Genomic DNA, 20,823 nt, shown 5'->3' with positions numbered 1-20,823 from the left:
CAGCGATATGTGGAGCGACGCTTCGCCCTACCCCTTCCTGACATCCCCCGCTTCCGCCTCGCTTGCTTCCAGCGATGCCGGCGCGATCCCGTAGCGCTTGGTCAGCGGCATCTGGGCGATGGCGAAGATCATGGTCAGCGTGGTCACGCCAAACACCTTGAAGTTCACCCAGAAATCCGTGCTCTGGGTGCGCCAGATGATCTCGTTCAGCACGGCCAGGCCGGCGAAGAACAGCGCCCAGCGCAGCGTGAGGATACGCCAGCCCTGCGGCGTCAGGTTGAACATCTGGTCGAACATCACGGCGATGAAGGAGCGGCCGAACAGCAGGCCGCCGCCGAGGATCACGGCGAACAGGCCGTAGATGATGGTCGGCTTGACCTTGATGAAGGTCTCGTCGTGCAGCACCAGCGTCAGCGTGCCGAACACCAGCACGATAACGCCGGTCACGATCGCCATGATCGGGATGTGGCGCGTCACCACGTAGGAGGCGGCCATCGCCGCCACGATCGCAACCATGAAAGCGCCGGTCGCGGCGAACAGATTGAACTTCGCATTGACGAAGAAGAACACGAGCAGCGGACCGAGCTCGGTCGCAAGCTTGAACAGCGGATGCGGCTGGGTCTTGTCCATTCTCTCTTCCGTCTCTCCCATCCTTCGAGACGACCGCTTCGCGGTCTCCTCAGGATGAGGACCTCTTATGTGGCACGATCTCATCCTGAGGAGCCGCGCAAGCGGCGTCTCGAAGGATGAGGCTATTCGATTCCGGCGATGGCGCGGGCGAAGTCGCGCGCGGTGAACGGCGCGAGATCCTCGACGCCCTCGCCGACGCCGATGAAGTGCACCGGCAGCTTGAACTTCTCGGCGAGCGCCACCAGGATGCCGCCGCGCGCCGTGCCGTCGAGCTTGGTCATCACGAGGCCGGTGACCCCGGCGGTGCGATGGAAGGCCTCGACCTGCGACAGCGCGTTCTGGCCGACGGTGGCATCTAACACCAGCAGCACCGCATGCGGCGCGGTATCATCGACCTTGCGGATGACACGCACGACCTTCTCAAGCTCGTTCATCAGCTCGGCCTTGTTCTGCAGGCGGCCGGCGGTGTCGATCAGGAGCACGTCGATGTTCTGCTCCTTCGCCGCGGTCAGCGCGTTGAAGGCAAGGCTTGCCGAATCCGAGCCTTGTGCGGCCGCGATGACCGGCGTCTTCGTCCGCTCGCCCCAGACCTTGAGCTGCTCGATCGCGGCGGCGCGAAACGTATCGCCGGCGGCCAGCATCACCTTGCGGCCTTCGGATGCGAATTTCTGCGAGAGCTTTCCGATCGTGGTGGTCTTGCCGGAGCCGTTGACGCCGACGACGAGGATGACGAACGGCTTCTTGGCCGTGTCGATCTCGAGCGGTTTCGCGACCGGCGCGAGCACCTTCTCGACCTCGGTCGCAACGACGTCCTTGACCTCGTCCGCCGAGATTGCCTTGTCGTAGCGCCCCGCGCCGACGGCGTCGGCAATGCGCACCGCGACCTGTGTGCCGAGGTCGGCGCGCAGCAGCACGTCCTCGATGTCGTCGAGCATGGCGCGGTCGAGCTTGCGCTTGGTGACGAGGTCGGCGACCGCGGTCCCGAGCGAGGACGAGGTGCGCTTGAGCCCGTTGGACAGGCGGCGCCACCAGCTCAGTTTTGGGGTGTCGGAGGTGGTATCGTTCATGATGGCGTGTTAGCCGTTCCGGCCTGCAAACGAAAGTCTTGACCGAAAGTCGTTGTCCTTGCTCGATGTTCCCGAATTGACATCAGACGAAATCCTGGCGCGCGTGCTTCATCGCGACGGCTTGATGCTGGTGATCGACAAGCCGGCCGGCCTGCCGGTGCATCGCGGCCCCAAGGGCGGGCCGAACCTGGAAGCCTGCTTCGACGCGCTCCGTTTCGGTCTGCCGCGGCCGCCGGTGCTGGCCCACCGGCTGGACAAGGACACCTCGGGGTGCCTCGTGCTCGGCCGCCACCGCAAGGCAACCGCCTCGCTCGGCCTGCTGTTCAAGCACGGCAAGATCGGCAAGACCTACTGGACGGTGGTCGAGGGCGGCCCTGCCGAAGATGAGGGCACGATCGACATGCCGCTCGGCCGGCTCAATGCCGAACGCGGCTGGTGGCAGAAGCCGGATCCGGAAGGGCAGAAGGCGATCACCAATTGGAGGGTGATGGGCCGCGGCGACGGTTTCACCTGGCTCGCCATGGAACCCGTCACCGGCCGGACCCATCAATTGCGGGTGCATTCGGCCGCGACGGGCTGGCCGATCTTCGGCGATAACATTTACGGCAACGGCCCGCGCTTCGGCGAGCCGCGCCTGCATCTGCATTCCCGCGAGATCGTGGTGCCGATCTCCCGGAACAAGGAACCGATCCGCGTGGTGGCGCCGGCCCCGCCGCATATGCATGAGAAGCTCAGGGCCTGCGGGTGGAATGGGGAGTAACCCAACTGCCTGACCCTCATGGTGAGGAGGCCGCGCAGCGGCCGTCTCGAATCATGAAGCCCCGCTGCCAGACCTCGGCCTCTATCCTTCGAGACGCCCGCTTTCGCGGGCTCCTCAGGATGAGGATCACCATGGTTTACGAAACGTTCAGTGCTCGCCTCTAATGATCACGGTTGCTTAGAAAAAGCTTCCGTAACCGCTCAGGACGAGCCGCGCGTGATGACCAAGGCCGGGCTATCGATCATCGACGAGGTCGAATCCGCGATTCGGATGGGCTCGCCGGAAAAGGGGCTGGAGACGGCCCGGCGCGTCACCGAGCTGTTCCTGTGCTCCGCCGGCAATTTCGACGACGAGCAGATCGCGCTGTTCGACAACGTGCTCGCGCGCCTGATCGGCACCATCGAGCTGCGCGCCATCGCCGACATGGGCGCGCGCGTGGCGCTGGCCGAGATCAGCGCGCAGCTCGCGCCGATCGCGCAGGCGCCGCCGTCCGTGATCCGCCGGCTCGCCAACAATGACGAGATCCGCATTGCCGGCCCGGTGCTGCAGGAATCCGCGCGCCTCGACGATGGCGAGCTGGTGAAGATCGCATCAAGCAAGGGCGAGCCGCATCTGCTCGCGGTCGCCGGTCGCTGGTGGCTGAAGGAGATCGTCACCGACGCGCTGCTGGCGCGCCGCTATCCCAGCGTCAGCCGGCGGCTCGCGGCCAATCCCGGCGCACGCGTCTCCGGAGGCGGATTTGCCATCATCGTCGGCCAGGCCGAGAGCGATCCGGAGCTCGCGGTCAGCGTCGGCGTCCGCGTCGATCTGCCATCGGAGCTGCGGCGCCAATTGCTGCGCTCGGCGACGGATGCCGTGCGCACCCGCCTGTTGTCGCGCGCGCCGCCGCATCTGTTCGAGGAAATCCAGAGCGCGATCGCAGCCGTCACCATCGGCGTCGAGCGCGAGATGTCCGGCGTTCGCGATTTCGAGGGCGCCAAGCGCGCGATTGCGAATCTCAAGGCGACCGGCCAGCTCGATGAGGCGACGCTGTTCGGCTTCGCCGGGCAGCGGCGCTATGAGGAGACGGTGGCGGCCCTGGCGGCGTTGTCCGGATCGACGATCGAGGTGATTCGCCCGCTGATGCAGAGTCTGCGCGAAGACGGTCTGCTGGTGCCGTGCAAGGCCGCGCAGCTCAGCTGGGAGACCACCGTGGCCGTGCTCGAAAGCCGCTTCGCGACAGGTGCGATGAAGCCCGCGGACATCGCCACGGCGCAGGGACACTATGCGAGAATGACGGCGGAGAACGCCAAGCGCACGCTGCGGTTCTGGCAGGTAAGAGCGCTGTAGGGGGCGCGCTGCTCATCACACACTCGGCCGTCATTGCCCGCGAAGGCGGGCAATCCAGTATTCCAGAGACGGCGGAGATCAAACTGAGAAGCCGCGGCGTACTGGGTCGCCCGGTCGAGCCGGGCGACGACACCGACTATGTGGTGAGCCGCTCGCCATCAACGCCGGCAATCACTCGTGGCACGATGCCCCCCACCCGCTCGCCCGCAATCGCCACCGGCAGATAATGCTCCGTGCGGCCCTGCTCCCCGCTCTCGATCAGCACATCGCGCCTCGCGCCGATCTCGGCTTGCAGCCGCCGCCGCAGCGCCGCTTCGCCTGCGGCCCGCAGCCGTTTCGCACGCGCCTTGATCTCGGGACCCGCCACCTGCGGCATCCGCGCAGCCGGCGTGCCGGGGCGCGGGGAGTAGGGGAAGACGTGCAGGAAGGTGAGGCCGCATTCCTCGACGAGCTCGAGCGAGCGCGAAAACATCTCCTCGGTCTCGGTCGGGAAGCCCGCGATGATGTCGGCGCCGAAGGCAACGTCGGGTCGCAGCCGGCGGACCTGGTCGCAGAACACGATGGCGTCCCGGCGCGAATGCCGTCGCTTCATGCGCTTCAAAATCATATCGTCGCCGGACTGCAGCGACAGGTGCAGATGCGGCATCAGCCGCGAATCGTCGGCGATGGCGTCGAGCAGATCGGCATCCGCCTCGATCGAATCGATCGAGGAGATGCGCAGGCGCTTCAGCTCCGGCACATGCCTCAGGATCTGCTTGGTCAACATGCCGAGCTTCGGCGCGCCGGGCAGGTCGGTGCCATAGCTGGTGAGATCGACCCCGGTCAGCACGATCTCGGCATGACCGCGCTCGACCAGCGCTCGCACCTGCTCGACCACGGCGCCCATCGGCACCGAGCGCGAATTGCCGCGGCCGAACGGGATGATGCAGAAGGTGCAGCGATGATCGCAGCCGTTCTGCACCTGCACGAACACGCGCGGCAGACCGCTCGCATAGCCGTCGATAAGATGCGGCGCCATCTCCCTCACGGCCATGATGTCGCTGACAGCGATCTTTTCGCTGGCACCAAAGTCGAAGGCGCTGCGCGTCTCCTGCCATGCAGACGATCGCATCTTGTCGTCATTGCCGACGACGCGATCGACCTCGGCCATCTCAGCGAACATCTGGCTCTGCGTCTGCGCCGCGCAGCCGGTGACGACGATGCGCGCCTCGGGGCGCTCGCGCTTCAGTTTGCGGATCGACTGGCGCGCCTGCGCCACCGCCTCGTTGGTGACGGCGCAGCTGTTGATGACGATGGTGTCGGAAAGGCCCGCACCCTCCGCTTTGCTGCGGATCACCTCGGCCTCGAAGGCATTGAGGCGGCAGCCGAAGGTGACGATGTCGACGGCCATCAGGCGACCGGCGCGAACAGCGCCGGATCGAAATGGCCCTCATATTCGAAGGTCGCGGTTCCCGTCATCAGCACGTGGTCGTCGCGCTCCCGCCATTCGATGCCGAGCCTGCCGCCTGGCAATGTGATCTCGACCTTGCGCTCGGCGCGCTTCAGCCGCGCTGCCGCGACTGCGGTGGCGCAAGCCGCCGAACCGCAGGCCCTGGTCAGGCCTGCGCCGCGCTCCCAGGTGCGGATCGTGATGTGCTGGGGATCGACGATCTGGGCGAGCGTGATGTTGGCGCGCTCCGGGAAGATCGGATGGTTTTCCAGGAGCGGACCGAAGCGGCCGAGATCGTACGCGTTGACGTCGTCGACCCAGAACACCGCATGCGGATTGCCCATGCTCAAGACGGAGGGCGAATGCAGGATCGGATTGTCGATCGGCCCGATCTGCAATTCGATGTAGCGGGTGTCGCGAAACTCTTCCGCCAGCGGAATGTCCTGCCAGCCGAATTTTGGCGCGCCCATGTCGACGGTATAGAGATCGGGCGCCGGCCCCTGCCAGGCATTGAGCAGGCCGGCGGCGGTCTCGAAGGTCGCCGTGGTCTGGCCGGTCTTCTCGAAGATGCGGCGCACGACGCAGCGCATGCCGTTGCCGCAGGCGCCGGCTTCGGAGCCGTCATTGTTGTAGATGCTGATGAAGGCCTCGGTGCCGTCGAGCCGCGGCTTCTGCAGCACCATGAGCTGGTCGTAAGCCACGCCGCCGTTCGCGGACGCCACCGCGCGGGCATCGTCCGGCGTCACCCGGCCTGCGGAATCGCGCATGTCGACAACGACGATCTCGTTGCCGATGCCGTTCATCTTGGCAAATGCGTGGTTGGCCAGCGCGCTCATGAAAGTTCCCGAATTTCGCCTGTCTTATATGGCGATCCTCGGCCGCTTGGCCAGCGATTTGCGGCCGGTGCCGAGACGTCTGCTATGACGCATCTGTCATGGGACGAATTCAGCGCTCGCGTGTTAGAACGGCGCGGTTCGCGCGAACGGGGACGCTAAAGCCGGATTTGGGCCTTGGTGGGCAAGGTCTTGGGGAGAATCTTGGGGAGAATAAAATGATCAGGTTTCGTCGTTTCGCTCTGACCGCACTGGTCCCGGCAGCGGTCCTGTCGCTTGGCCTGTCATTTGGACCGCGCGAGGTTCTGGCGCAAACCCCGAGCCCGGCGCCCGCCGCGTCGGTCAGCCCCTCGCCGGCCCCGTCGGCCTCGCCCTCCCCCGCACCTTTGGCAACACCCGCGCCAGCGGCCAGCGCCTCACCCGCTCCTTCAGCATCGCCAGCACCCGCGGCCAGTGCCGCGCCCAGCCCGACCGCCCCACCGCCCGCCGCGGCCGCTACTCCTGCCCCGGTGCAGACCGCCGATCCCTTTGGCCTCGAAACCACGCTCGAGGCCAAGAAGGTCGTGATGGTCAAGGGCACGGCCAATTGGGACTCGGCCTTCGACACCCTGATCGATGCCTTCAAGGCGCTGAACGCGCTGTTGGACAAGCAGGGCATCAAGCCATCAGGCAATTCGATGATCGTCTACACCTCGACCGACGACACCGGCTTCACCTTCCTCGCCGAGATCCCGGTCGACCAGGAGCCCAAGAACCTGCCCAAGGACATGAGCATCGGCAAATCGCCCGAAGGCAAGGCGCTGAAATTCGTCCATCGCGGCTCCTACGACAACATGGACAACACCTATGAGGCGATCACCAATCACCTCGACGACAAGAAGCTGGAAGCCAAGGACACCTTCATCGAGGAGTACCTCACCGATCCCCTGAAGACGGCGGAGGACAAGCTCGTGATCAATGTTTTCGTGCCGCTGAAGTGAGACTGATGCAAAAGCCTGCCCTGCTCGCCGCCGTTTTCGCCACCGCCGTGCTGACCGCCTCCGCACGCGCCGACGATTTTCCGTCCGCCATCACGGTGAGCGGCGAGGCCACGATTTCCGCGGCGCCCGATCTCGCGCACATCGATGCCGGCGTCGCCAACGACGCCAAGACGGCGAAAGAAGCCTCCGATGCCAACAACGCCGCGATGGGCAAGGTGCTGCTGGCGCTGAAGGGCGCAGGGATCGCCGAGACGGATTACCAGACCTCGCGCCTGTCGCTGCAGCCGCAATACGGCCAGAACAAATCCACCGGTGCTTCGCCCGTGGTCGGCTTTCGCGCCTCCAACCGCGTCACCGTCAAGATCCGCGACGTGACCAAGGTGGCCGGCATCATCGACACACTGGTCAGCGCCGGCGCCAACGACATCGGCAACATCTCCTTCGAGGTGACGCAGGCGTCAAAACTGCTCGACGACGCGCGCGAGCAGGCGGTGGCAGACGCCCGCCGCAAGGCGGAGATTTATGCCAAGGCCACCGGCGTCACGCTGGGCGCGCCGCTCAACGTGTCGGAGGGCGGCGGCCCAGTGCCGCTGTTCAAGGCGCGGATGGCGACGGCCCCGATGGCTGCGCCGGCCGCCGTTGCGCCGGGCGAGGAAACGCTGTCGGTGACGGTGAATGTGAGCTGGGCGATCAAGCAGGGACAGTAGGCCGTAAGAGGCACACTGCGCGCTCCAATTTCGCTGTCGTCCCCGCGAACGCGATGGCGAGCGCGGGGACCCATAACCAGAGAACAATGTGGGGCAGAACTCCCACTCCGAGTCGTCGCCAAACATCTCCCTTGGATATGGGTATCGGATCTGCGCGCGCTCGAGGCGCGCCTGTCCGGGACGACGGGCTGTATGTGTGGTGACAGCGGAGTAAATCGCGCGCGCTAAATCTCCACGACCTGCCCGGGCTGCATCGCCACGAACCGCTCCTGAGGAATGTTCGCGGCATCGAGGGCCTCGACCAGCGCCTTGGCCGGCGCGTCGATTGCTTCGTCGGTGAGCTGGAACGTGCCGTGGTGATGCCCGAGCGCGGCCTCGGCGCCGCAATCGGCCAGCGCCTTCACGGCGTCTTCGGGATTCATGTGCTGGTCGCGCATGAACCAGCGCGGCTCGTAGGCACCGATCGGAAGAATCGCCAGGCGCAGCTTCCCGTGCTTCTCGGCGACGCGGCGAAAGTGCCTGCCGTCGCCATAGCCGGAATCGCAGACGACGTAGATCTTGCCGGCCGGCGTCTCCAACACGAAACTCGCCCACAGCGCCTTGTTGCGGTCGAACAGGCCGCGCGCGGTCCAATGCCGGGTCGGCACCAGATGCACGGCGACGCCTTCGCCGAGCTCGACGCGATCGTGCCAGTCGAATGCTTCGGCCTTGATGGTGGGATCGGCGCTGCGCATCGTGACGTCGTTGCCGAGCGGGGTGACCACGCGCGGAGCGAAATTCTTGGTGAGCCGCGACAGCGTCGCGATGTCCAGATGATCGTAGTGCCCGTGCGAGACCAGCACGACGTCGATCTTCGGCAGCTTCTCGAAGGCGATGCCGGGATCGTTGTGCCGCTTCGGTCCGGCCCAGGCGACCGGAGAGACCCGCATTGACCAGACAGGATCGATGAGGATGTTGAGACCGCCCGCCTGGATCAGCCAGCTGGCGTGGCCGACGAAGGAGAGCCGCACCTTGTCACCGTCGACACGCTCCGGCGGGGTGTCGGCATGGGCGCTGGGAGCCCAGTCCGGCCATTTCGCGCGCTGCCGGCCGCCGTCGAACTGCCAGCGCAAAACCTCTCGAAGCGATTTCGGCGGCGCCCCGTCCGGATCGAAGAAGTGCAGGCCGTTGAAATGGTCGGAGGCGGGGCCGTCATAGGTTTTCATGCTGGACATCCAGAAGGAGGGGATGCCGACCAAAGCACCGGCTCCGGCGAGCAGTCCGAATAGGCGGCGGCGGGTGACCGGCACGGCGGGCTACCAGGGATGGTCGGGACGGTAAGGCATCACCGGCTATATGGGCCAGCCTGGCGGAAAAGGAACCCGTCGCCAAAAGGGGCACATTTTCAGTATCTTGCCCTACCAAGGGCACGGCGGCACCCTAACTTTCCTTGACTTTTGGACGTGAGCGGCGTTTAACCCCGCCACTTTCTCGGAAAGGCTTTCTTTTCGACCCGCCGACCGGCCCTCGAGGCCGGAGGTCAACGCCCGACAGCGCTGTGCGCCCTCGGGCGCAAAGGTGTTTGGAAGATCGTTTGCCAGGAAGGTGGTCATCCCCCGCGAAGGCGGGGGATCCAGTATCCCAGAGGCGGCTCGGCTGGAACCGAGGTGCCGCGGCGTACTGGATGCCCCGGTCAAGCCGGGGCATGACAGCGGAGAGTAATGGAGCGCTCCTCCCATTCGGGGGGACAGCAACAGGACAACGGCATTGTTCGACAATCTGTCGGAACGGCTTGGTGGCATTCTCGATCGTCTGACGGGGCGCGGTGCGCTGACCGAAAAGGACGTCGACGCCGCGATGCGCGAAGTGCGCCGCGCGCTGCTCGAGGCCGACGTCGCGCTCGAGGTGGTGCGCAGCTTCACCGAGCGCGTCCGCGAGCAGGCGATCGGCGCCACCGTCGTGAAGTCGGTCACCCCCGGTCAGATGGTGGTCAAGATCGTCCATGACGAGCTGATCAACACGCTCGGCGCCGAAGGCCAGACCATCAACGTCAATGCCGTGCCGCCGGTGCCGATCATGATGGTCGGTCTGCAGGGCTCCGGTAAGACCACCACCACCGCAAAGCTCGCCCGCCGCCTGGTCCAGCGCGACAAGCGCAAGGTGCTGATGGCCTCGCTCGACGTCTACCGTCCGGCGGCGATGGAACAGCTGGCCGTGCTCGGCCGCGACCTCGACATTCCGACCCTGCCGATCGTGGCGGGTCAGCAGCCGCCGCAGATCGCCAAGCGCGCGCTGGAAGCCGGCAAGCTCGGCGGCTACGACATCGTGCTGCTCGACACCGCCGGCCGCACCACGCTCGACGAAGAGATGATGGCGGAAGCGGCTGCGATCAAAGCCGCCGCCAATCCGCACGAAGTGCTGCTGGTTGCGGACTCGCTCACCGGCCAGGACGCCGTGAATCTCGCGCGCTCGTTCGATCAGCGCGTCGGCCTCACCGGCATCGTGCTGACCCGCGTCGACGGCGACGGCCGCGGCGGCGCCGCGCTGTCGATGCGCGCCGTCACCGGCAAGCCGATCAAGCTGATCGGCACCGGCGAAAAAACCGATGCGCTGGAAGATTTCCATCCCGATCGTATCGCCGGACGCATCCTCGGCATGGGCGACGTGGTCTCGCTGGTCGAGCGTGCCGCCGCCAATATCGACGCCGAAAAGGCCGCGCGCACCGCCGAGCGCATGCGCAAGGGTCAGTTCGACCTCAACGACATGCGCGAGCAGCTGTTGCAGATGTCCAACATGGGCGGCATCAGCGGCCTGATGAGCATGATGCCCGGCATCTCCAAGATGAAGAACCAGATCGCGGCGGCCGGCATCGACGACAAGATCCTGAAGCGCCAGGTCGCGATCATCGATTCCATGACGCGCGAGGAGCGCCGTCATCCGGACCTGCTCAAGGCCAGCCGCAAGAAGCGCATCGCGGCCGGCAGCGGCCAGAGCGTCGAGCACGTCAACAAGCTGCTCAAGATGCACCGGAACATGGCCGACATGATGAAGGCCATGGGCTCGGGCAAGCGCGGCCCGCTCGCCGGCATCGCGCAGGCGATGGGTTTTGGTGGCGGCATGAAGATGCCCTCGCCGGAAGAGATGAAAGCGCTGCAGGAGAAGATGCAGGGTGGCGGCGGACAAGGCCTGCCCAACCTGCCGAAGGATCTGCCGCCTGGTCTTCGCACTGGCCTGCCGAACCTTCCTGGTCTCACCGGGCTGAGCGGCAAGCCAACGCTGCCGGGCCTCGGCGGTTTCCCGGGCAAGAAGAAATGAGGAATTCGTCGCGGGGGACCGCAACAGGTCTCACGCAACGCGGAATACCAATCCACCGAACAAAACGTACTTTGAAGGAGAACTGAATGTCCGTCGTTATCCGCCTCGCTCGCGCAGGCACCAAGAAGCGTCCCGTCTATCACGTCGTCGTCGCCGACTCGCGCTTTCCGCGTGATGGCCGCTTCATCGAGCGTCTCGGCCATTTCAACCCGCTGCTGCCGAAGGACAACGAGACCCGCCTCAAGCTCGACATGGAGAAGGTGAAGGCCTGGCTCGCCAAGGGCGCGCAGCCGTCGGATCGCGTGGCGCGTTTCCTCGACGCCGCCGGCGTCAAGAAGCGCGAAGCGCGCAACAACCCTGAGAAGGCCGTGCCGCGCAAGGAGCGCAAGGCGCAGGCCGAAGCCGCCGCCAAGGGCTGAGGCTAGGACATGTCGGCGCTGGTCTGCGTCGCGCGGATCGGCGCCGCGCATGGTGTGCGCGGTGCGGTCAAGCTGTGGACCTTCACCGAAGATCCGTTTGCCGTCAGGCGCTACGGGCCGCTTCTCGCCAAGGACGGCAAGCGCCAGTTCGAGGTCGCGACGGCGCGCGAGGCGAAAGATCATCTGGTGGCGACGTTCAAGGGCGTCACGACCCGCGATGAGGCCGAGCGCCTCAACGGCGTCGAGCTCTACGTTCCGCGCGAAAAGCTGCCCGCGACCGACGAGGACGAATATTACCACACCGATCTGATCGGGCTCGCCGCCGTCACCACGGACGGCGAGACGCTCGGCCGCGTGCTCGCGATCCATAATTTCGGCGCCGGCGACATCATCGAGATTGCCCCGCCCAAGGGCGCGACGATGCTGCTGCCGTTCTCCAACGCCGTGGTGCCGGAGGTCGACATCGAGGGCGGCCGCGTCGTGATCGCGCCGCCGCATGAGATCGAGGGCGAGGAGCGGGGCGAAACTCTCGCTCCGAGTCGTCGCCGCGAAAGCGGGGACCCATAACCACAAGCCGTGGTTTTTGGCTAAGCTGGAGCCTCCAACCATCGCAAAACTGGCTGCGCTGGTTATGGGTCCCTGATCTGCGCGCGCTTGAGGCGCGCTTGTCGGGGACGGCGAGAACTGAGATCGAATGACCAACCCCTCACCCTGGCGCGCAACCGTGCTGACGCTGTTTCCGGAGATGTTTCCGGGACCGCTCGGCGTGAGTCTGGCCGGCCGGGCGCTGGCCGCCGGGCTGTGGCAGCTCGAGGCGCGCGATATCCGGGCCTCGGCCACCGATCGCCACCGCAGCGTCGATGACACCCCGGCCGGCGGCGGGCCGGGCATGGTGCTGCGGGCGGATGTGCTGGCGGCTGCCATCGATGCCGCTGGGATTGGTGCTGAGCGGCCGCGCCTGCTGATGAGCCCCCGCGGTCGGCCATTGACCCAGGTCCGGGTGGTCGAGCTCGCCCAAGGCCCCGGGCCCCTGATCGTCTGCGGACGGTTCGAGGGGGTAGACCAGCGGGTGATCGACCGGCGCGGCCTGGAGGAGGTCTCGATCGGCGATTACGTCCTGTCGGGGGGTGAAATCGCGGCCTTCGCCCTGATCGACGCCTGTGTTCGACTCCTGCCGGGCGTGATGGGCAAGGAGGCCTCGGGAACCGAGGAAAGTTTTTCGGACGGCCTTCTGGAATACCCCCAATACACCCGCCCGCAGCTGTTCGAGGGGGTTCCGATCCCGGGGGTCCTCACCTCGGGCGACCACGCCAAGGTGGCGGCCTGGCGGCGCGCCGAATCCGAGGCCCTGACGGCGGCCCGACGGCCGGATCTATGGGCTCGAATCCCGGTCAAGGCCCCGAATCGGGCCGGCCGCCAAAAAACGCCAAAAAACAAGACAGACGGGTGACAAACGCTCCGGCTTGCCTTATAGGAGCGGCCAAATCCGCAATGGCTGGATAGACGAATTTCACGCAGCCCCCGTTTCTTCAAGGCTGGGCGCGCCGATGGAGATTTACCCATGAACCTGATCAAGCAGCTCGAACAAGAGCAATTCGACAAGCTGTCCGCTGGCAAGGACATTCCGGAATTCGGCCCCGGCGACACCGTGATCGTCAACGTGAAGGTCGTCGAAGGCGACCGCACCCGCGTGCAGGCCTATGAGGGCGTCTGCATCGGCCGTTCCGGCGGCGGTCTCAACGAGAGCTTCACCGTCCGCAAGATCTCCTATGGCGAGGGCGTGGAGCGCGTGTTCCCCGTGATGTCGCCGATGATCGACTCGATCAAGGTGGTGCGTCGCGGCAAGGTGCGTCGCGCCAAGCTCTATTACCTCCGCAATCTCCGCGGCAAGTCGGCCCGCATCGTCGAGAAGCAGGACCGCGCTGCTGCCGTCGGCGAGTAAACCTCGCCACCTGGCAAGTTTTTCGAAAGCGCGGGGCTCGGCTCCGCGCTTTTTTGTTGCGTCAGTGCGCGCGCAAGGTGCCCGTCCCTCACCCTGAGGAGCGCGGAACGCGCGTCTCGAAGGGCGAGGCCACCGGCCGGGCCTTCATCCTTCGAGACGCGCGCCAAGAGCGCGCTCCTCATGCATGGTGTGCGTGGCGGTCATTTGAAACCACTCGCGATTCCAGTTCGGCCTGCTATATATTCTTGGAATGTTTCCAGATCTGACCAGCTTCGCCCCCGTCCAGCGCATCGTCATCGACGATCGCTCGCGGCTGCCTGGCCGGTTCTTCGGACGCTTCGCGACCTCGGCAACGTCAGAGCTTACGCGCGCAGCCTAAAAGCTGCGCTGACGATTTTGCTGCCCGCGCGCCAGGCGCGCTATCCGCTTACCAACATTCCCGGAGCTCAAGCTCATGTCCAAGCCGACCACCCTGTACGACAAGATCTGGAACGACCACCTGGTGCACGAAGCCGAGGACGGCACCTGCCTGCTCTATATCGATCGTCACCTGGTGCACGAGGTGACCTCGCCGCAGGCGTTCGAAGGCCTGCGCGCGACGGGGCGCAAGGTCCACGCGCCCGAGAAGACGCTCGCCGTCGTCGACCACAACGTGCCGACCACCGATCGCACCAAGCCGAATCCGGATCCTGAGAGCATCGAGCAGATCAAGGCGCTGGCCGAGAACGCCAGGGAATTCGGCATCGAATATTACAACGAGTTCGACAAGCGCCAGGGCATCGTCCACGTCATCGGCCCCGAGCAGGGCTTTACCCTGCCCGGCACCACCATCGTCTGCGGTGACAGCCACACCTCGACGCATGGTGCGTTCGGCGCGCTCGCCCACGGCATCGGCACGAGCGAGGTCGAGCACGTGCTGGCGACGCAGACGCTGATCCAGAAGAAGGCCAAGAACATGCGCGTCACCGTCGACGGCAAATTGCCCGACGGCGTGACCGGCAAGGACATCATCCTCGCCATCATCGGCGAGATCGGCACCGCGGGCGGCACCGGCTACGTGCTGGAATATGCGGGCGATGCGATCCGCGCGCTCTCGATGGAAGGCCGCATGACGGTCTGCAACATGTCGATAGAGGGCGGCGCCCGCGCCGGCCTCGTTGCGCCCGACCAGAAGGCCTTCGACTTCCTGCGCGACCGGCCGAAGTCGCCGAAGGGTGCGGCCTGGGATGCGGCAATGCGCTATTGGGAGACGCTGCGCTCCGACGAAGGCGCGCATTTCGATCACGAGCTGCGCCTCGATGCTGCAAAACTGCCGCCGATCGTGACCTGGGGCACCTCGCCCGAAGACGTGATCTCGGTGACCGGCATCGTGCCCGATCCCGACAAGATCGAGGACGAGGCCAAGCGCATCTCCAAGCATCGCGCGCTGAAGTACATGGGGCTGACCGCGGGGACGAAGATCACCGACATCAAGCTCGACCGCGTCTTCATCGGCTCCTGCACCAACGGCCGCATCGAAGACTTACGCGCAGCGGCGAAGATTGCTGAAGGCAAGACCGTTTCGGCGAACGTCAACGCCATGGTCGTGCCGGGCTCCGGCATCGTGAAGGAGCAGGCCGAGGCTGAAGGTCTGGACAAGATCTTCATCAAGGCCGGCTTCGAATGGCGCGAGCCGGGCTGCTCGATGTGCCTTGCGATGAACCCGGACAAGCTGAAGCCGGAAGAGCGCTGCGCCTCGACCTCGAACCGCAACTTCGAGGGCCGCCAAGGCTTCAAGGGCCGCACGCATCTGGTGTCGCCGGCGATGGCGGCGGCCGCGGCGATCGCGGGGCACTTCGTCGACGTCCGGGAGTGGCGGTAAGCCGGTTCCTGCAATTGTAGCGATCGCGGCAAAGCGCCGTTAAGCGCCCACAACGACACTGCGTCCTCGCGACGATCTCGCGAGGACGCAAGCCATGGCCAACAAGCCTGAATATGTCGACCTGATCAGCGAAGCGACGCGCCAGCACCGCCGGCGTGCGGCGCCGCTGCGCGTCGTCGCCAAGCCGGAGGTGGAGGAGACGTCAAAGCTCAGCCGCTGGCCGCCGGCGATGTTTCGGCAGTGGAAGCTCGAGAATCTGATGCGGTGGAAGGCTTCGTCTTGGAAGCTGAAGGATTGGCTCTGACTTAAAGAGCGCCACCACTATCCGCTGTCATTCCGGGCGATGCGAAGCATCGAACCAGGGTGCGCTATTGCGCACCCGAGAATCTCGAGATTCCAGGTCTGGCGCTTGCGCGCCATCCCGGAATGACGGTGCTAAATCACCTCACCAATAATACCGGTACGGATAGTGCCAGCGGGGCCAGCGGCAGACGCGGCGCGGGCCGTAATAGGTCCAGATGATCCGGCAGCGACGCGGATAGTGATAGTAGGGATAGTAGCCCCCGACATAAAAGCGCCGGTGGAAGTGACGATAGCCGTAATGGGGACGATAGATCCCGTAACGATGATAGCCGCCATAGTGGCGAAATCCGCCGTAACGAATGCCGCCGCCGTGAAAGGCCGGCGCAGCGCGGAAGCCGCCGCCATGGAAGCCGCCACCGCGGAAGCCGCCGAAATGTCCGCCACCGCCGCGGAAGCCACCACCGCCGTGGAAATGACCGCCACCGCCATGTCCGCCGCCGCCGTGACGTATCTGCGTGACGAGATCGTCGGTCGCGGCCTTCGTCGCGGGTGACGTCGCCGGATTGATCAAGGTGAGTGCTTCAGCGCGACGCGCGGTGCCGGCCGACAGCATCAGCGTCGCGGCGGCCGCGATCCCGAGCACGCGCATCGGGCGAGCCCGACGACCCAACATCCTCAGCATGGAACCCTCCCTGAATCTGGACAGCAGAGCTGCGACGCGACGTCTCGGCCGTGCCATCGCTGTTCAATTACGGTCGCTCCCAAGATTAAATTGCGGACGGCGATGTGAACGCGCCATGAATGAACGACACTGGGCCTCGGCGATGCGACGCAGTGCCGCGACGGAAGGAATTTTGCAGATGACTGTCTACGCCATTGCGCAATTGAAGATGACGGACCGCGCAGCTTATGACCGCTATCAGGCGCGGTTCTTCGACGTGTTCAGAAAGTACAACGGGCGCCTGCTCGCCGCCGACGAACATCCGCGCGTGCTCGAGGGCGCGTGGCCGCATGACAAGCTTGTCATGATGTCGTTTGCCGACGAGGCCGCATTCCTCGCCTTCTCGAACTCGCCCGAGTACGAAGAGATCTCGCGTGATCGCAAAGCCGGCGCGCAGGCGACTGTGCTGCTGGTCAGGGGATTTGACCCCGCGGGCTAAAGCGCGATGAGATTTGGATGAATCGTCATCGCGCTTCAGCTTGTTGTTTACGCATGATCTTTCCGGAAAACCGCTTCTCACTTTTCCGGATCATGCTTTAGCGCGTCCAGAACGGCCCGTAGCCGAACACGAAAGGTACCGGCACGCGGTAAGGATAAGGACGATAGTAGACGGGCCGCGCGTAGTAGCGTGGATCGTGGCGCGCAGCAGGCCGCGCAATGTCACGGGCTCGCGCGTGTCGCCGGACATCGAAAACCGCGATCCCCGCCGACGCCTCCGGTATCGTCGCCCTTTGCGCCGCGGAAGCGCGAGGCACGCCGGCAGCGAGCGCCACGGCAATAGCCAATCCAATCCATCGCGCCATCACGACCCTCACGAGGCCACGGCGCTGTTGGCTGGCGCGGGCATTGAACTGGTCAGCCCCGGCGCCAGTAGCAGCTCACGCGCGGCACGATCACCGTGCCGCTCGGCCGGTACTCCTGCACATAGGTCGCGTTGCAGACGCGGACCGCGTCGGGGCCGGGATTGTAGCGCGGATAGACGCCATCCGGGCTGTAATAGGGCGTGACGCGCAAGCGCGCCGGGGGCCGCTTGCGCAGCGGGGGTATGTCGTCAGGCGGAACCGCCTGGGCGAAGCGAATCTCGGGGTCGGCGGTCTGCGCTTCCGCGCCAACGCAAAACTGCGAAAACAACCCCATGCACAGTAGAGTCAGCGCTGTTTTCGCTCGCATTTTTCCGCCCACCTGAAACGTCCCATTCAAGGCCCACGCTCCCCGTTTTGGTCGCGCCCGTCAACGCTTATAAAGCCAGATGCATCGCCGCGGAACCCGCGGTAAGAAGGGGTCCATGTGGACGGAATTGAAAGCGCCGTCGCTGGCCGAGATGGAAGCGATGGCTCACGATGTGTTCGAGCGCCTGCCGGTGGAATTTCGCAAGCTCTGCGAGGGCGTGATTGTCCGCGTCGACGACTTCCCGACCGAGGAGGTCCTGGACGAAATGGACTGCGAGAGCGAGTTCGACCTGCTCGGCCTGTTCCAGGGCGTCGGCCTGCCGCATCAGAGCTTTGGCGACGTGGCGCGGCTGCCCAACATGGTGTGGCTCTACCGCCGGCCGATCCTGGATTATTGGGCCGAGCACGACGAAAGCCTCGGCCATATCGTCCGCCACGTCCTGATCCATGAGATCGGCCACCATTTCGGCCTTTCGGACGACGATATGGCCGCGATTGAGGCCAAGGCGGAGTAGAGCGGAGCTTCTTCACCTCTCCCCGGCGGGGAGAGGTGAAATCCCAAGGGAGAGGTGAAATCCCGACGCCGCACCAGTCCAGCCTCATACCCCGCAAGCAGGAGAGGTAAGGCAGACCTGCCCAATTCGGCCTAGGATTCGGCCCCCGATCGCGATAAATACCGGCTCCCTGAACCACGTGCGGGAAAGCGCAACCATGGACAAGTTCACCACGCTGGAAGGCGTCGCGGCGCCGCTGAAGATCGTCAATGTCGATACCGACATGATCATTCCGAAGCAGTACCTCAAGACCATCAAGCGCACCGGCCTTGGCAAGGGGCTCTTCTCCGAGCAGCGCTACAAGGACGACGGCAGCGAGAACCCGGATTTCGTTCTCAACCAGCCCGCCTATCGCAACGCGAAGGTGCTGGTCGCCGGCGACAATTTCGGCTGCGGCTCGAGCCGCGAGCACGCGCCCTGGGCGCTGCTCGACTTCGGCATCCGCTGCGTGATCTCGACCTCGTTCGGCGACATCTTCTACAACAACTGCTTCAAGAACGGCATTCTGCCGATCCGCGTCTCGCAGGAAGATCTCGACAAGCTGTTCGACGACGCCGAGCGCGGCGCCAACGCGACGCTGACGATCGACCTGCCGAACCAGGAGATCCGCGGCCCCGACGGCGGCAAGGTCAAGTTCGAGATCGATCCGTTCCGCAAGCACTGTCTCATCAACGGTCTCGACGACATCGGCCTCACCATGGAGAAGAAGGCCTCGATCGATTCCTATGAAGAGAAACTCAAGCGCGAGCGCGCCTGGGCCTGATCTCGGATTTTCGTTCGAGCCCCGGTGCTGTCGGCGCCGGGGCTTTTTCTTTGCCCTGCTTATCCGTATGGCTCGCGCATGCTCCCCGAGATCGTCACCTTCTGGCATGGCCCGATGGATGCGCTGCGCCAGACATGTCTGCGCTCGCAGCTCGCTGCCGGCCACAAGGTCACGGTCTACAGCTTCGACACCATTCCCGGCCTGCCCGCCGGCGTTGCCAACGCCGAGGCCGAGGCGATCCTGCCGCACGCATTCTCCGAGCGGTTGCGGCCGCCGCAGCCTGATGGAAGCTGGCGCGACTGGACCACGCTGCAGTTCAGCGACTTCTTCCGCATGAAGCTGATGGCGAAGGGCCTCGGCCTCTGGCTCGACGCCGACGTGCTGCTCTTGAAGCCCGTCGAGATCGATCCGGCAAAACCCTATTTCGCCTGGGAGCGGCCGCGCCAGCTCGGCAATTCCGTGCTCTATCTTCCGCCCGAGCACGGCATCGTCGCCGCCTTCGAAGAGCTGATGGAGCAGGAGGAGCTGACGCCGAACTGGCTCTCGGTGCGCCACCGCATCACCTTCATGATGCGCCGCCTGCGCGGCGGCTCGAACCGGCTCTCGGACATTCGCGTCGCGATCTACGGGCCTGCGGCGCTCACCGCGCTCGCGCGCCGCACCGGTGAATTGCAGAACGCGTTGCCAAAACAGTCGTTCTACGCCGTGCATGCCGAGCCAAAATTGTTCTTCGACCCCTCGAGCTATCTCGGCCTCGTCACCAATCCCGAGATCATCGGCCTGCACATCTCCCCCAAGGGCCGCGGCGGCGAGAAGCCGATTCCCGGCAGCCTGTATGCGTGGGCGGCGGAGCGGTTTAGCTAACTGTCGCGCAAGAGATGCGCTGCAGCTCGCAGGCTTATGGAGCCTTCCGAGCAAACGCCTCGTCCTTCGAGACGACCGCTTCCAGCGGTCTCCTCAGGATGAGGCTAACGGGCATAGGTGCCTGTAGAAACCGTTGCCGCACACTCCGTCCTCATCCTGACGGTTATTGCGCGAATGCCGCGACGCTGGAGTCGCTCGGCCGTGCCGATCTCGTGCCGCGCCGAGATCGTGCGTGCTCAGGACTTCCCCATCGCCGCGATCGCATCCGCGATCTCGATCGTGCGGCGGGCCATGTCGGCGTGCAGGCGCTCCACCATGGCGCCGTCGAGCCGGATCGCGCCGCGCGAAGCATTCTCCGGCAATTCGAACGCCGCGATGATCTTTCGGGCGCGCGCGACTTCTTCTTCAGGCGGGGTGAAGATCGCGTTGCAGGCGTCGATCTGTGAGGGATGGATCAGCGTCTTGCCGTCGAAGCCGAGGTCGCGGCCTTGCGCGCATTCGGTGGCGAAACCGTCGGAATTGGCGATGTCGCTGTAGGGGCCGTCGAGGATTTCGAGGCCATGGGCGCGCGCCGCCAGAATGCAGTGGGTGATCATCGGGATCATCGCGGCGCGGCCCGGCAGCATCCGGATCCGCGTCTCGCGCGAGATGTCGTTCGGTCCGAACACGAAACCGGAGAGGCGGGTCGATGGATCGCGGCCGGCGGCGGACAGCTCCTCGGCATGGAGCACCGCGCGCGCGGTCTCGATCATGGCCCAGACTTTCACGGTCGGCGCGGCGCCAAGCTCGGCCAGCTTACGGCCGATCGCATTGAGATCTTCGATGCTTGAAACTTTTGGAACCAGGATGCCGTCGGGCGATGCCTTGGCGGCCATCGCGACGTCATCGGCCCACCAGGCCGTGTCCAGACCGTTGGTCCGGATCTGGATCTCGCGCTTGCCGAACCCCTTGGCCGCAATCGCAGCGGCGATCCCGTCGCGGGCCAACGCCTTGGCTTCGGGGGCGACCGAGTCTTCCAGATCGAGGATCAGGCCGTCGGCGGCCAGATTCCGTGCCTTTTCCAGCGCGCGGGGGTTGGATCCGGGCATGAACAAATGGCTGCGGCGCGGGCGGGTCATGCGATCGTTCCTTCCGGTTTCCTCGTCTGTCTTCTGACCTGAGCCGTAGCACTTGGCATGCCTATTCGAAAGGCTTGTTC

The 20,823-nt window shown here is 65.3% G+C and carries 24 protein-coding genes; 15 read left to right on the top strand and 9 right to left on the bottom strand.

What is annotated here, in order from left to right:
* Positions 1–27: 27 nt before the first annotated feature.
* Positions 28–630 (bottom strand): septation protein A, encoded by a 603-nt coding sequence (locus EAV90_RS26340; RefSeq protein WP_122400389.1) that lies wholly within the window; start codon positions 628–630, stop codon positions 28–30.
* Positions 631–752: 122 nt separating this feature from the next.
* Complete coding sequence (gene ftsY, locus EAV90_RS26335) at positions 753–1,697, bottom strand: signal recognition particle-docking protein FtsY (RefSeq protein ID WP_129145076.1); 945 nt, start codon at positions 1,695–1,697, stop codon at positions 753–755.
* A gap of 58 nt (positions 1,698–1,755) precedes the next feature.
* Here ftsY and EAV90_RS26330 point away from each other — a divergent pair, with 58 nt between their 5' ends.
* Positions 1,756–2,457, top strand: a complete 702-nt coding sequence (locus EAV90_RS26330; RefSeq protein WP_162500533.1) for an RluA family pseudouridine synthase — start codon at positions 1,756–1,758, stop codon at positions 2,455–2,457.
* A 219-nt stretch (positions 2,458–2,676) separates the two neighbouring features.
* Complete coding sequence (locus tag EAV90_RS26325; RefSeq protein ID WP_129145083.1) at positions 2,677–3,786, top strand: DUF2336 domain-containing protein; 1,110 nt, start codon at positions 2,677–2,679, stop codon at positions 3,784–3,786.
* Positions 3,787–3,922: 136 nt separating this feature from the next.
* Here the strand turns inward: EAV90_RS26325 and mtaB are convergent, their stop codons facing one another.
* Positions 3,923–5,176 carry a tRNA (N(6)-L-threonylcarbamoyladenosine(37)-C(2))-methylthiotransferase MtaB gene (gene mtaB / locus EAV90_RS26320; RefSeq protein WP_129145075.1) on the bottom strand — a complete coding sequence of 418 codons (1,254 nt, stop codon included), beginning with the start codon at positions 5,174–5,176 and terminating at the stop codon, positions 3,923–3,925.
* Positions 5,176–6,051 carry a diaminopimelate epimerase gene (gene dapF, locus EAV90_RS26315; RefSeq protein WP_129145074.1) on the bottom strand — a complete coding sequence of 292 codons (876 nt, stop codon included), beginning with the start codon at positions 6,049–6,051 and terminating at the stop codon, positions 5,176–5,178. Before dapF ends, mtaB begins: the two co-directional genes overlap by 1 nt.
* A gap of 215 nt (positions 6,052–6,266) precedes the next feature.
* On the opposite strand from dapF, the gene EAV90_RS26310 reads away from it, so the two are divergent.
* The gene (locus tag EAV90_RS26310) at positions 6,267–7,028 is read left to right on the top strand and encodes a GyrI-like domain-containing protein (protein WP_129145073.1); all 762 of its coding nucleotides are present in this window, start codon (positions 6,267–6,269) and stop codon (positions 7,026–7,028) included.
* Positions 7,029–7,033: 5 nt separating this feature from the next.
* Complete coding sequence (locus EAV90_RS26305) at positions 7,034–7,735, top strand: SIMPL domain-containing protein (RefSeq protein WP_162500063.1); 702 nt, start codon at positions 7,034–7,036, stop codon at positions 7,733–7,735.
* 224 nt (positions 7,736–7,959) lie between these two features.
* Here EAV90_RS26305 and EAV90_RS26300 read toward each other — a convergent pair whose 3' ends face one another.
* Positions 7,960–9,024 (bottom strand): MBL fold metallo-hydrolase, encoded by a 1,065-nt coding sequence (locus tag EAV90_RS26300; protein ID WP_164937107.1) that lies wholly within the window; start codon positions 9,022–9,024, stop codon positions 7,960–7,962.
* A gap of 457 nt (positions 9,025–9,481) precedes the next feature.
* Between EAV90_RS26300 and ffh the strand changes: the two genes are divergently transcribed.
* The 7 genes from ffh to EAV90_RS26265 all read left to right on the top strand — a co-directional run bounded on the left by ffh (position 9,482) and on the right by EAV90_RS26265 (position 15,555).
* The gene (gene ffh / locus EAV90_RS26295) at positions 9,482–11,029 is read left to right on the top strand and encodes a signal recognition particle protein (RefSeq protein ID WP_129145072.1); all 1,548 of its coding nucleotides are present in this window, start codon (positions 9,482–9,484) and stop codon (positions 11,027–11,029) included.
* Between the two features lie 86 nt (positions 11,030–11,115).
* Positions 11,116–11,448 (top strand): 30S ribosomal protein S16, encoded by a 333-nt coding sequence (gene rpsP / locus EAV90_RS26290; RefSeq protein ID WP_122400381.1) that lies wholly within the window; start codon positions 11,116–11,118, stop codon positions 11,446–11,448.
* 9 nt (positions 11,449–11,457) lie between these two features.
* Complete coding sequence (rimM, locus tag EAV90_RS26285) at positions 11,458–12,015, top strand: ribosome maturation factor RimM (protein ID WP_129145071.1); 558 nt, start codon at positions 11,458–11,460, stop codon at positions 12,013–12,015.
* Between the two features lie 127 nt (positions 12,016–12,142).
* A complete protein-coding gene (trmD, locus tag EAV90_RS26280) occupies positions 12,143–12,898 on the top strand; it encodes a tRNA (guanosine(37)-N1)-methyltransferase TrmD (RefSeq protein WP_129145070.1) in 756 nt (251 codons plus the stop codon).
* 111 nt (positions 12,899–13,009) lie between these two features.
* Complete coding sequence (gene rplS, locus EAV90_RS26275) at positions 13,010–13,390, top strand: 50S ribosomal protein L19 (RefSeq protein ID WP_027573014.1); 381 nt, start codon at positions 13,010–13,012, stop codon at positions 13,388–13,390.
* A 454-nt stretch (positions 13,391–13,844) separates the two neighbouring features.
* Entirely contained in the window at positions 13,845–15,251 is a 1,407-nt protein-coding gene (leuC, locus tag EAV90_RS26270) for a 3-isopropylmalate dehydratase large subunit (protein WP_122400378.1), read from the top strand.
* 94 nt (positions 15,252–15,345) lie between these two features.
* Entirely contained in the window at positions 15,346–15,555 is a 210-nt protein-coding gene (locus EAV90_RS26265; protein ID WP_122400377.1) for a hypothetical protein, read from the top strand.
* A 141-nt stretch (positions 15,556–15,696) separates the two neighbouring features.
* Here the strand turns inward: EAV90_RS26265 and EAV90_RS26260 are convergent, their stop codons facing one another.
* Positions 15,697–16,236 (bottom strand): hypothetical protein, encoded by a 540-nt coding sequence (locus tag EAV90_RS26260; RefSeq protein ID WP_129145069.1) that lies wholly within the window; start codon positions 16,234–16,236, stop codon positions 15,697–15,699.
* 178 nt (positions 16,237–16,414) lie between these two features.
* Between EAV90_RS26260 and EAV90_RS26255 the strand changes: the two genes are divergently transcribed.
* Positions 16,415–16,714 (top strand): DUF1330 domain-containing protein, encoded by a 300-nt coding sequence (locus EAV90_RS26255; protein WP_162500061.1) that lies wholly within the window; start codon positions 16,415–16,417, stop codon positions 16,712–16,714.
* A 97-nt stretch (positions 16,715–16,811) separates the two neighbouring features.
* Here EAV90_RS26255 and EAV90_RS26250 read toward each other — a convergent pair whose 3' ends face one another.
* Complete coding sequence (locus EAV90_RS26250; protein WP_122400374.1) at positions 16,812–17,078, bottom strand: hypothetical protein; 267 nt, start codon at positions 17,076–17,078, stop codon at positions 16,812–16,814.
* Positions 17,079–17,130: 52 nt separating this feature from the next.
* Positions 17,131–17,412, bottom strand: a complete 282-nt coding sequence (locus tag EAV90_RS26245) for a hypothetical protein (protein WP_164937106.1) — start codon at positions 17,410–17,412, stop codon at positions 17,131–17,133.
* 148 nt (positions 17,413–17,560) lie between these two features.
* Here EAV90_RS26245 and EAV90_RS26240 point away from each other — a divergent pair, with 148 nt between their 5' ends.
* From EAV90_RS26240 to EAV90_RS26230, 3 genes are all read left to right on the top strand, one after another.
* The gene (locus tag EAV90_RS26240) at positions 17,561–17,959 is read left to right on the top strand and encodes a metallopeptidase family protein (RefSeq protein WP_122400373.1); all 399 of its coding nucleotides are present in this window, start codon (positions 17,561–17,563) and stop codon (positions 17,957–17,959) included.
* A 196-nt stretch (positions 17,960–18,155) separates the two neighbouring features.
* Complete coding sequence (leuD, locus tag EAV90_RS26235; RefSeq protein ID WP_122400372.1) at positions 18,156–18,761, top strand: 3-isopropylmalate dehydratase small subunit; 606 nt, start codon at positions 18,156–18,158, stop codon at positions 18,759–18,761.
* A 78-nt stretch (positions 18,762–18,839) separates the two neighbouring features.
* Entirely contained in the window at positions 18,840–19,625 is a 786-nt protein-coding gene (locus EAV90_RS26230) for a glycosyltransferase family 32 protein (RefSeq protein ID WP_129145067.1), read from the top strand.
* A 236-nt stretch (positions 19,626–19,861) separates the two neighbouring features.
* Here the strand turns inward: EAV90_RS26230 and EAV90_RS26225 are convergent, their stop codons facing one another.
* Positions 19,862–20,743: an HpcH/HpaI aldolase/citrate lyase family protein gene (locus tag EAV90_RS26225; RefSeq protein WP_129145066.1), complete on the bottom strand. Its 882-nt coding sequence runs from the start codon at positions 20,741–20,743 to the stop codon at positions 19,862–19,864.
* Positions 20,744–20,823: the final 80 nt, after the last annotated feature.

Source organism: Bradyrhizobium vignae (assembly GCF_004114425.1).
GTDB classification, from domain to species: domain Bacteria; phylum Pseudomonadota; class Alphaproteobacteria; order Rhizobiales; family Xanthobacteraceae; genus Bradyrhizobium; species Bradyrhizobium vignae.
The sequence above is the reverse complement of the archived record's forward strand: the minus strand, read 5'-3'. Positions and strand labels throughout refer to the sequence as shown.

Excerpts from the sequence above, each read along its gene's own strand:
- EAV90_RS26340 (WP_122400389.1), bottom strand. The coding sequence starts at position 630 with ATGGACAAGACCCAGCCGCATCCGCTGTTCAAGCTTGCGACCGAGCTC.
- ftsY (WP_129145076.1), bottom strand. The coding sequence starts at position 1,697 with ATGAACGATACCACCTCCGACACCCCAAAACTGAGCTGGTGGCGCCGC.
- EAV90_RS26325 (WP_129145083.1), top strand. The coding sequence starts at position 2,677 with ATGACCAAGGCCGGGCTATCGATCATCGACGAGGTCGAATCCGCGATT.
- mtaB (WP_129145075.1), bottom strand. The coding sequence starts at position 5,176 with ATGGCCGTCGACATCGTCACCTTCGGCTGCCGCCTCAATGCCTTCGAG.
- dapF (WP_129145074.1), bottom strand. The coding sequence starts at position 6,051 with ATGAGCGCGCTGGCCAACCACGCATTTGCCAAGATGAACGGCATCGGC.
- EAV90_RS26310 (WP_129145073.1), top strand. The coding sequence starts at position 6,267 with ATGATCAGGTTTCGTCGTTTCGCTCTGACCGCACTGGTCCCGGCAGCG.
- EAV90_RS26305 (WP_162500063.1), top strand. The coding sequence starts at position 7,034 with ATGCAAAAGCCTGCCCTGCTCGCCGCCGTTTTCGCCACCGCCGTGCTG.
- rpsP (WP_122400381.1), top strand. The coding sequence starts at position 11,116 with ATGTCCGTCGTTATCCGCCTCGCTCGCGCAGGCACCAAGAAGCGTCCC.
- rimM (WP_129145071.1), top strand. The coding sequence starts at position 11,458 with ATGTCGGCGCTGGTCTGCGTCGCGCGGATCGGCGCCGCGCATGGTGTG.
- trmD (WP_129145070.1), top strand. The coding sequence starts at position 12,143 with ATGACCAACCCCTCACCCTGGCGCGCAACCGTGCTGACGCTGTTTCCG.
- rplS (WP_027573014.1), top strand. The coding sequence starts at position 13,010 with ATGAACCTGATCAAGCAGCTCGAACAAGAGCAATTCGACAAGCTGTCC.
- leuC (WP_122400378.1), top strand. The coding sequence starts at position 13,845 with ATGTCCAAGCCGACCACCCTGTACGACAAGATCTGGAACGACCACCTG.
- EAV90_RS26265 (WP_122400377.1), top strand. The coding sequence starts at position 15,346 with ATGGCCAACAAGCCTGAATATGTCGACCTGATCAGCGAAGCGACGCGC.
- EAV90_RS26260 (WP_129145069.1), bottom strand. The coding sequence starts at position 16,236 with ATGCTGAGGATGTTGGGTCGTCGGGCTCGCCCGATGCGCGTGCTCGGG.
- EAV90_RS26255 (WP_162500061.1), top strand. The coding sequence starts at position 16,415 with ATGACTGTCTACGCCATTGCGCAATTGAAGATGACGGACCGCGCAGCT.
- EAV90_RS26250 (WP_122400374.1), bottom strand. The coding sequence starts at position 17,078 with ATGGCGCGATGGATTGGATTGGCTATTGCCGTGGCGCTCGCTGCCGGC.
- EAV90_RS26245 (WP_164937106.1), bottom strand. The coding sequence starts at position 17,412 with ATGGGGTTGTTTTCGCAGTTTTGCGTTGGCGCGGAAGCGCAGACCGCC.
- EAV90_RS26240 (WP_122400373.1), top strand. The coding sequence starts at position 17,561 with ATGTGGACGGAATTGAAAGCGCCGTCGCTGGCCGAGATGGAAGCGATG.
- leuD (WP_122400372.1), top strand. The coding sequence starts at position 18,156 with ATGGACAAGTTCACCACGCTGGAAGGCGTCGCGGCGCCGCTGAAGATC.
- EAV90_RS26230 (WP_129145067.1), top strand. The coding sequence starts at position 18,840 with ATGCTCCCCGAGATCGTCACCTTCTGGCATGGCCCGATGGATGCGCTG.
- EAV90_RS26225 (WP_129145066.1), bottom strand. The coding sequence starts at position 20,743 with ATGACCCGCCCGCGCCGCAGCCATTTGTTCATGCCCGGATCCAACCCC.